Source organism: Streptomyces poriferorum (assembly GCF_019399235.1).
Lineage (GTDB): Bacteria > Actinomycetota > Actinomycetes > Streptomycetales > Streptomycetaceae > Streptomyces > Streptomyces poriferorum.
On record NZ_JAELVH010000281.1, the window covers coordinates 1 to 8,590 of the forward strand.

The window sequence follows — 8,590 nt, forward strand, 5'->3', positions numbered from 1 at the left end:
CTCCTCAAACGCCGGAGGGGATGGAATACGCCCCCGAGGGGATGGAAAGTACGCCCACGGGGCCGGGAGCGGTGGTTGCCGTTGCCTCCGGGCCCGCCTTCACCTTCTCCTACGCCGAGCACAACGAGCTGCTCGCCGCCGCCGGGGCCACCGTCGTGCCGTTCGATCCGTTGCGGGACGAGGCGTTGCCCGAGGGGACGACCGGGCTCGTCGTCGGGGGCGGGTTTCCCGAGGTGTACGGCCCCGAGTTGTCGGCCAACGAGCCGTTGCGCAAGGCCGTCGCGGAACTGGCGGACTCCGGGGCTCCGGTGGCCGCCGAGTGTGCGGGGCTGTTGTATCTGGCGCGGTCGCTCGACGGGCTGCCGATGTGCGGGGTCCTGGACGCCGGGGCGCGGATGTCGGAGCGGCTGACGCTCGGCTACCGGGACGCCGTGGCGCTCTCCGACAGTGTGCTGGCGGTGGCCGGGACGCGGATGCGGGGGCACGAGTTCCACCGCACCGTGCTGGAACCCGGCGCCGGGGATGCTCCGGCCTGGGGCATGCACCAGCCGGAGCGGCGCGTCGAGGGGTTCGTGCAGCAGGGCGTGCACGCGAGTTATCTGCATACGCACTGGGCCTCGGCGCCCGGTACGGCCCGCCGATTCGTGGAGAGGTGCAAGGGATGAACACGCTGGTCGGGGTCGGAGTCGGACCCGGTGATCCGGAGCTGGTGACCGTCAAGGGCGTCAACGCGCTGCGTGATGCCGCCGTCGTCGTGGTGCCCGTGATGGACACCGGTGAGCGCGGCCGCGCCGAGGCGACGGTGCTGCACTACGTCGGTGCCGAGAAGGTCGTGCGCGTCGTGTTCGCGCTCAACGAGCGGACGGACCGGGCTCGCCGGGAGGCGGCGTGGGACGCGGCGGGCGCGCGGGTCGCGGAGCTGCTGCGTACGCATGGCTCGGTGGCGTTCGCGACCATCGGGGACCCCAACGTGTACTCGACGTTCACGTATCTCGCGCACACGATCGGTGAGCTGCTGCCGGGTACGGCCGTGGTGACGGTGCCGGGGATCACGGCGATGCAGGAGCTGGCCGCGCGCAGCGGCGCGGTGCTGACCGAGGGCACCGAGCCGTTGACTCTGGTTCCGGTCACGGCCGGGGCGGAAGTGCTGAGGGAGGCGCTGAAGGGGCCCGGGACGGTCGTCGCGTACAAGTTCGGGCGGCTGGCCGCTGAGGTCGCCACGGCGTTGCGCGAGACGGGGCGGACCGAGGACGCGGTGTGGGGTTCGGCGCTCGGGCTGCCGGAGGAGTCGATCCGGCCGGCGGCGGAGCTGGCAGACGGGCCGTTGCCGTACCTCTCGACGCTGATCGCGCCGGCGCCGCGCGACGGCGGGCGGGGCGGCAAGTTGTGAGGCGGTCACTGCGCCAGGCCCACCACCAGCCAGATGAAGCCCACCCCGGCGACCGTGCACAGCAGGGTGGAGCGGGCCGGGTGTTCGTGGTGCGCCTCGGGCAGGATCTCGGCTGCGGCGAGGTAGAGCAGGGCGCCGCCGAAGAAGCCGAGATAGCAGCCGAGAAGTTGCTCCGGAAGGGTGAACACGAGCGTCGTCGCCGCGCCGATGACGGGCGCCGCCGCGTCCGCGTACAGCATCGTCAGGGCCTTGCGGCGGGCGTTCCCGTACAGGCTGGTGATCGTGTACGTGTTGAAGCCGTCCGCGAAGTCGTGGGTGATGACGGCGAGGGCGACGGCTGCTCCCATGCCGCCGCCGACCTGGAAGGCCGCGCCGAGCGCCACACCGTCCATCAGGCTGTGCAGGACCATGGCGGCGGCCGCTGTCAGTCCGACCTGGGGCACGCGTTCCTCGCTCGCGCCGTGTGCCGCCTGGCGTACGGCGAGCAGACGCTCCACCAGGTGCGCGAAGAGGAAGCCGCCCACGAACAGCAGCAGGGCCGCCGGTACGCCGAAGACGAGGCCGCCCGCGGCCTCGATGGCCTCCGGCAGCAGGTCGAGGCCGACGACGCCGAGCATCAGTCCGCCGGCGAGTCCGAGCACCAGGTGGCGGCGGTCGGTGACGCGCTGGGCGACCCAGCCGCCGACCAGGGTCATCAGGAACGCGCCGAGCGCGACGAACACCGCCATGGGCTCTTGCTAGCCGATTGACCCCGGTGCGCGCATCCCCGAATCCCACGATCCACGTTCTCGAAAGGACCCGTTCCATGTCCGAAGCAGTCGACGCAGCCGCCGCGCCCACCCGTGGCACCGTGACGTTCGTCGGTGCCGGCCCCGGCGCCGCCGATCTGCTGACCTTCCGGGCGGCGCGGGCCATCGCGGACGCCGACATCGTCATCTGGGCGGCCAGCCTCGTGCAGGAGGAGGTCCTCGAACACGCCCGGGAGGGCGCGGAGATCCTCGACTCGGCGCAGATGTCACTCGAAGAGGTCGTCGCCGTGTACCGGCGGGCGGCTGAGGACGGGCTGAAGGTCGCCAGGATCCACTCCGGTGACCCGGCGCTGTGGGGTGGCACCCAGGAGCAGGTCGACCGGTGCGGCGAGCTGGGGGTCGGGGTCGAGATCGTGCCCGGGGTGTCGTCGTTCTCCGCGGTCGCGGCCATCGCGCAGCGCGAGCTGACGATTCCCGAGGTGGCGCAGTCGGTGATCCTGACCCGGCTCGGTGGCGGCAAGACGCCGATGCCGCCCGGCGAGGAGGTACGGGAGTTCGCCCGGCACGGCACGACGATGGCGCTGTTCCTGTCGGCGGCCCGGTCCGGTCAGCTGACGCAGGAACTGCTGGAGGGCGGCTATCCGACGTCGACGCCGGTGGTGATCGCGTACCAGGCGACGTGGCCGGAGGAGCTGATCCTGCACTGCACGATCGAGACGCTGGAGACCACGGTCAAGGAGCACAAGCTCTGGAAGCACACGCTGTTCCTGGTCGGCCCGGCCCTGTCGGCGTCCGGGACGCGTTCGCACCTGTACCACCCGGGCCACTTCCACGGGTACCGCAAGGCCGACAGGGCGGCGCGGGCCGAGTTGCGCGCCCAGCGGTCCGGCTCGTGATCCGGGTCTTCGGTACGGGGACGGGGGCGCCGCCAACGCCCGAAGCCGTGCGGGCGGTGGCGGCGGCCACGCTGGTGGTCGGGGCCCGGCGTCATCTGGACGCCGCCGCGCTTCCGGCGGGCGCCGGGCGGGTGGTGCTGGGGCCCCTGGCCCCGGCCCTCGACCGGATCGGGAAGCACCTCGCCGAGGACGACGGGGCGCGGGTCGTGGTGCTGGCCTCCGGTGATCCGGGGTTCTTCGGGATCGTGCGGGCGCTGGCGGAACGGTTCGGGCCCGAGGCGCTCGATGTGCGGCCGGGGGCACCGTCGATCGCGGTGGCGTTCGCCCGGCTGGGGCTGCCGTGGGACGACGCGGTCGTCGTGAGCGCGCACGGCCGGGATCCGCGGACCGCGGTGAACGTGTGCTTCGCGCACCCGAAGGTCGCGGTGCTGACGGGACCGGGCGCCGGGCCCGCCGAGCTGGCGGCCGGGCTGCTGTACCGGAGCGAGGAGCGGACCCTGGTCGTCGCGACGGCGCTCGGGGATCCGGAGCACGAGCGCGTCGAGCGGCTGACGCTTCATGAGGCGGCGGGCCGTGAGTGGCCCGATCCGGTGAATGTGGTGCTGTGCCTGGACGAGTCGCGGGCCCTTTCGCCGGTACGCACGGTGGCGGGTCCGGCGGTCGGTCCGGCCGGCTGGGCGCTGGACGAGGCGGAGTTCGAACACCGCGACTCGATGATCACCAAGTTCGAGGTGCGGGCGCTGGCGCTGGCCCGGCTCGGGCCGCGCACGGGTGATCTGGTGTGGGACATCGGTGCCGGTTCGGGTTCGGTGGCGGTGGAGTGCGCGCGGCTCGGCGCGGCCGCCGTGGCTGTCGAGAAGACGGCGGACGGGGTCGAGCGGATCCGGGCGAACGCCGCCGCGCACGGGGTGTACGTGCGGGCGGTGCACGGTGCCGCGCCCATAGTGCTGTCCGATCTGGCGGACCCGGACGCGGTGTTCATCGGAGGCGGCGGTCACGAACTGCCGGCGATCGTGACGGCGTGTGCCCGGCGGGCACGGCGTGCGGTCGTGGTCGCGGTGGCGGCCCTGGACCGGGTGGGGCCGGTGCGGTCGGCGCTGGCCGCCGCCGGGCTGGAGCCCGAGGGTGTCCTGCTGCAGTCGTCGCGGCTGGCGCCCCTGCCCGGTGACGTGACCCGGCTCGCCGCGGCCAACCCGGTCTTTCTGCTGTGGGGCGTCCGCCCCTCGGCCGGTGCGAATGAAGGAGCAACCCTGTGATCGGCCTGATCTCCGCGACGGCGGCGGGCGCCGTCGCCCGTGACCGGCTGGCCGCGGCCTGGCCCGGCCGTGCCGTGGTCTACGACGGTCCGGTGCGCGAGGCCGTGCAGCGGGCGTTCGGCGAGTGCGAGCAACTGGTGTGCTTCCTCGCGACGGGGGCCGTGGTGCGGCTGGTCGCGCCGCTGCTCACGGACAAGGCGGGCGACCCGGGTGTCGTCTGTGTCGACGAGGCGGGGCGTCACGCGGTGGCGCTGCTCGGCGGGCACGGCGGCGGGTCGAACGCCCTGGCGGTGGCGGTCGGTGAGGTACTCGGCGCGGCCCCGGTGGTGACGACGGCGACGGACGCGGTGGGCGTGCCCGGGCTGGACATGCTGGGCCTCCCGGTGGAGGGGGATGTCGCCGGGGTGTCGCGGGCGATGCTGGACGGTGCTCCGGTGGCGTTGCGGGCGGACTCGGTACGGCCGTTGCCCGCGCTGCCGCCGAATGTGCGCCCCTGCGCGACCGGGTCGGCGGTGCTGCACCTCACCGACCGGGTCGTGGAACTCGGTGCGCGGGAGGCCGTGTTGCGGCCGGCCTCGCTCGTCGTCGGGGTCGGTGCGTCGAAGGACGCGCCCGCGGACGAGGTGCTCGGGCTGATCCGGGACGCGCTGGCGGGGGCCGGTCTCTCGCCGTTGAGCATCGCGGAGCTGGTGACCGTCGACGCGAAGGCGCAGGAGCCCGGAATCGTGGCCGCCGCCGCACGGCTCGGTGTGCCGCTGCGTACGTACCCGGCCGAGGAGCTGGCCCGGATCGAGGTCCCGCATCCGTCGGACGCGCCCCTCGCCGCGGTCGGAACGCCCTCGGTCGCGGAGGCCGCGGCACTCGCCGGCGGCGGTGAACTCCTCGTACCGAAGCGGAAGTCGGCACCCGAGGGGCGGGCGGCCATGGCCACGTGTGCCGTGGTGCGCCGGGCGCCCCGTGGGCGGCTCGCGGTCGTGGGACTCGGACCCGGGGCGCGTGACCTGCTGACTCCGCGGGCCCGCGACGAGCTGCGGCGGGCGTCGGTGCTGGTCGGGCTCGATCAGTACGTCGACCAGATCCGGGATCTGCTGCGGCCGGGTACGACGGTTCTGGAGTCCGGCCTCGGGGCCGAGGAGGAGCGGGCCCGCACGGCGGTCGCCGAAGCACGCAAGGGCCACGCCGTGGCGCTGATCGGCAGTGGTGACGCGGGGGTCTACGCGATGGCGTCGCCGGCGCTGGCCGAGGCGGGCGCCGACATCGACGTGGTGGGTGTGCCGGGGGTGACGGCGGCGCTGGCGGCGGCGGCGATCCTGGGCGCCCCGCTGGGCCACGACCACGTCTCGATCAGCCTCTCCGATCTGCACACACCGTGGGAGGTCATCGAGCGCCGGGTCCGGGCCGCGGCCGAGGCCGACATCATCGTGACGTTCTACAACCCGCGCAGCAGGGGCCGCGACTGGCAGCTCCCGAAGGCGTTGTCGATCCTGTCGGAACACCGGGACCCGGCCACTCCGGTCGGAGTCGTACGCAACGCCTCCCGGCCCGACGAGTCCAGCCGGGTGACCTCGCTCGCGGCGCTGGACCCGGGGGTCGTCGACATGATGACCGTCGTCACCGTGGGCAACACCGCCACCCGCGAGATCGCGGGCCGCATGGTCACCCCGCGCGGCTACCGCTGGCAGTCGGCCACGGCCGCCCCGGCGCCGGAGGCGGCTTCGTGAACCGGGCCGCCACCACCACCCCGTACCCCACCCCCCATGAACACCCAGGAGCATCCGTGAACACCCCGACCGACCGTCCCGCACTGCTCATCGCCGGCCACGGCACCCGGGACGAGGGCGGGGCCGCCGCCTTCCGTGACTTCGTGGCCGAACTCGGCGCCCGTAACCCGCAGTTGCCCGTCGCGGGCGGTTTCATCGAACTGTCGCCGCCGCCGCTGGGCGACGCGGTGACCGAGCTCGTCGAGCAGGGGGTCAGGCACTTCGCCGCCGTCCCGCTGATGCTGGTGTCGGCCGGCCACGCCAAGGGCGACATCCCGGCGGCGCTGACCCGCGAGAAGGAGCGCCACCCGGGCATCTCGTACACGTACGGGCGTCCGCTGGGCCCGCATCCGGCGCTGCTGAAGGTGCTGGAGCGACGGGTGGACGAGGTGCTGGGCGACACGGACCGGTCCGAGGTGACGATTCTGCTGGTGGGGCGCGGTTCCACCGACCCGGACGCCAACGCCGAGGTGCACAAGGCCGCGCGGCTGTTCTGGGAGGGCCGGGGCTACGCGGGTGTGGAGACGGCTTTCGTCTCGCTGGCCGCCCCTGATGTGCCGTCCGGTCTGGACCGTTGCGTGAAGCTGGGTGCGGGGCGCATAGTCGTTCTGCCGTACTTCCTCTTCACGGGCATCCTGCCGGACCGGGTGCGTCACCAGACCACGGAGTGGGCCGCCGCCCACCCCGAGCTGGACGTCCGGCCGGCCGAGGTGATCGGTGCCGCGGAAGAACTGCTCGATCTGGTCATGGAGCGCTACCGGGAGGCCGTCAAGGGCGATCTGCGGATGAACTGCGACTCTTGCGTGTACCGGATCGCACTGCCGGGCTTCGAGGACAAGGTGGGACTGCCGCAGCAGCCGCACTTCCACCCTGACGACGACGGCCATCACCACCACCCCCACCATGGCGGTCATGCACACTCCCATTGAGAGTCCCGACGCTACAGGCGCGGGCGCGCACGATCTGCGTCATCACGGTGACGCGGAGGTACGGGGACGGGGCCGGGATCTGACCGATCTCGCCGTCAACGTACGGGCCGGGACCCCACCGGCCTGGCTGAAGGAGCGGATAGCCGCGTCCCTGGGCACGCTCGCCGCGTACCCGGACGGGCGCGCCGCGCGCGCCGCGGTCGCCGCCCGGCACGGGCTGCCGCCGGAACGGCTCCTGCTGACGGCGGGTGCGGCGGAGGCGTTCGTGCTGATCGCCCGCGCGCTGCCGGCCCGGAGACCGGTCGTGGTGCATCCGCAGTTCACCGAGCCGGAGGCGGCGTTGCGCGCGGCCGGGCACGAGGTGGGACGGGTGCTGCTGCGGGCCGGGGACGACTTCCGGCTGGATCCTGCGGACGTGCCGGCCGACGCGGATCTGGTGGTGGTCGGCAATCCGACCAACCCGACTTCGGTGCTGCATCCGGCGGCCGTGCTGGAGCGGCTGGCGCGTCCCGGGCGGACGCTGGTGGTCGACGAGGCGTTCATGGACGCCGTGCCGGGCGAACGCGAGGCGCTGTGCGGCCGTACGGACATCCCCGGGCTCGTGGTGCTGCGCAGCCTCACCAAGACGTGGGGGCTCGCCGGGCTGCGGATCGGGTACGTGGCGGCCGCGCCGGAGACCATCCGCACCCTGGAGGAGGCGCAGCCGCTGTGGCCGGTGTCGTCCCCGGCGCTGGCGGCGGCCGAGGCGTGTGTGGAGCCGCGGGCGCTGGCCGAGGCGGCTGCGGCGGCGGACCGGATCGCGGTGGACCGCTGCCATCTGGTGGCGGGTCTGCGGGAGTTCACCGAGATACGGGTCATGGAGCCGGCGCAGGGCCCGTTCGTGCTGATCCGGCTGGAGCGGGCCGCGGAGATACGTGAGCGGCTGCGGATGCTCGGTTTCGCGGCACGGCGCGGCGACACGTTTCCGGGGCTCGGCGACGAGTGGCTCCGGCTGGCGGTACGGGACCGCACGACGACCAACCGGTTCCTCCAGGCGTTCGACCAGGCCCTGCAGGCGCTGTCCGCGGTCAGCCGCTGACGACGTCCGGCTTGAGGGGGGCCAGCTTCGCGGCGATCAGGCCGATGGTGGCGGCATCGACGCCGCCGTCTGCCAGGGCCGCGGCGAGATGGTCCACGACCCGGTCGAAGTGGGGCCCGGTGATGCCGAGTTCCTGGTGGGCGTGGCCCATGGCCCGGCCGGTGTAGGGAGCCGCGGCGCCGAGGGCGCTGCCGACGAAGACGCGCTGGTGCGCCTTGAGGCGGGTCACGTCCTTCCCCACGAAGTAGGGCGTCAGCTCGGGGTCGGCCAGGACACGTGCGTAGAAGAGGTCCACCACGGCGGCGACCGCTGCGGCGCCACCGATCTGCTCGAAGAGGGTGTCCGGCCGCTCGGCGGGGGTCTCCGGCGCCGACTCGTCCGGGGCCGCCGGGTCTGTGGTCTGGTCCATGGCAGCCGAACATAGCGCCGATCTCCGCCGTCCGGGAACAGTCGTCCGATTTCGTCGGCGCCGCCGGACAAGTGGGAAGCGGCGCTCCGTCTGCGGAACGCCGCTCCCCTCCCCTCCTACGGC

8 protein-coding genes and 1 pseudogene are annotated in these 8,590 nt (G+C 73.6%); 7 read left to right on the forward strand and 2 right to left on the reverse strand.

The features are described 5' to 3' along the window. Positions 1-665, forward strand: a pseudogene (locus tag JGS39_RS32730) (cobyrinate a,c-diamide synthase); the annotation flags it as partial. Next, positions 662-1,390: a precorrin-2 C(20)-methyltransferase gene (cobI, locus tag JGS39_RS32735; protein ID WP_219573392.1), complete on the forward strand. Its 729-nt coding sequence runs from the start codon at positions 662-664 to the stop codon at positions 1,388-1,390. The pseudogene JGS39_RS32730 and the gene cobI, both read left to right, overlap by 4 nt. 5 nt (positions 1,391-1,395) lie before the next feature. Here the strand turns inward: cobI and JGS39_RS32740 are convergent, their stop codons facing one another. Next, a complete protein-coding gene (locus JGS39_RS32740; RefSeq protein ID WP_219573393.1) occupies positions 1,396-2,118 on the reverse strand; it encodes a ZIP family metal transporter in 723 nt (240 codons plus the stop codon). Positions 2,119-2,195: 77 nt separating this feature from the next. On the opposite strand from JGS39_RS32740, the gene cobM reads away from it, so the two are divergent. Genes cobM through cobC form a run of 5 tightly spaced genes read left to right on the forward strand, consistent with a single transcriptional unit; the run spans position 2,196 to position 8,058 of the window. Continuing rightward, on the forward strand, positions 2,196-3,035 hold the full coding sequence (cobM, locus tag JGS39_RS32745) for a precorrin-4 C(11)-methyltransferase (RefSeq protein WP_219573394.1): 840 nt from the start codon (positions 2,196-2,198) through the stop codon (positions 3,033-3,035). Next, on the forward strand, positions 3,032-4,291 hold the full coding sequence (cbiE, locus tag JGS39_RS32750; protein WP_219573395.1) for a precorrin-6y C5,15-methyltransferase (decarboxylating) subunit CbiE: 1,260 nt from the start codon (positions 3,032-3,034) through the stop codon (positions 4,289-4,291). The genes cobM and cbiE overlap by 4 nt, the downstream gene beginning before the upstream one ends. Beyond that, complete coding sequence (gene cobJ / locus JGS39_RS32755; RefSeq protein ID WP_219573396.1) at positions 4,288-6,012, forward strand: precorrin-3B C(17)-methyltransferase; 1,725 nt, start codon at positions 4,288-4,290, stop codon at positions 6,010-6,012. Before cbiE ends, cobJ begins: the two co-directional genes overlap by 4 nt. A 56-nt stretch (positions 6,013-6,068) precedes the next feature. Next, positions 6,069-6,980: a sirohydrochlorin chelatase gene (locus JGS39_RS32760; protein ID WP_219573397.1), complete on the forward strand. Its 912-nt coding sequence runs from the start codon at positions 6,069-6,071 to the stop codon at positions 6,978-6,980. After that, the gene (gene cobC / locus JGS39_RS32765) at positions 6,964-8,058 is read left to right on the forward strand and encodes an Rv2231c family histidinol phosphate aminotransferase CobC (RefSeq protein WP_219573398.1); all 1,095 of its coding nucleotides are present in this window, start codon (positions 6,964-6,966) and stop codon (positions 8,056-8,058) included. The genes JGS39_RS32760 and cobC overlap by 17 nt, the downstream gene beginning before the upstream one ends. Here the strand turns inward: cobC and JGS39_RS32770 are convergent. Then, positions 8,048-8,467 carry a group I truncated hemoglobin gene (locus JGS39_RS32770; protein ID WP_219573399.1) on the reverse strand — a complete coding sequence of 140 codons (420 nt, stop codon included), beginning with the start codon at positions 8,465-8,467 and terminating at the stop codon, positions 8,048-8,050. The two genes, cobC and JGS39_RS32770, sit on opposite strands and share 11 nt — an antisense overlap. Between the last annotated feature and the right edge of the window lie 123 nt (positions 8,468-8,590).

What these genes read in the sequence shown, in the direction of transcription:
- cobI (WP_219573392.1), top strand. Translation starts at nt 662, where the DNA reads ATGAACACGCTGGTCGGGGTCGGAGTCGGACCCGGTGATCCGGAGCTG.
- JGS39_RS32740 (WP_219573393.1), bottom strand. Translation starts at nt 2,118, where the DNA reads ATGGCGGTGTTCGTCGCGCTCGGCGCGTTCCTGATGACCCTGGTCGGC.
- cobM (WP_219573394.1), top strand. Translation starts at nt 2,196, where the DNA reads ATGTCCGAAGCAGTCGACGCAGCCGCCGCGCCCACCCGTGGCACCGTG.
- cobC (WP_219573398.1), top strand. Translation starts at nt 6,964, where the DNA reads ATGCACACTCCCATTGAGAGTCCCGACGCTACAGGCGCGGGCGCGCAC.
- JGS39_RS32770 (WP_219573399.1), bottom strand. Translation starts at nt 8,467, where the DNA reads ATGGACCAGACCACAGACCCGGCGGCCCCGGACGAGTCGGCGCCGGAG.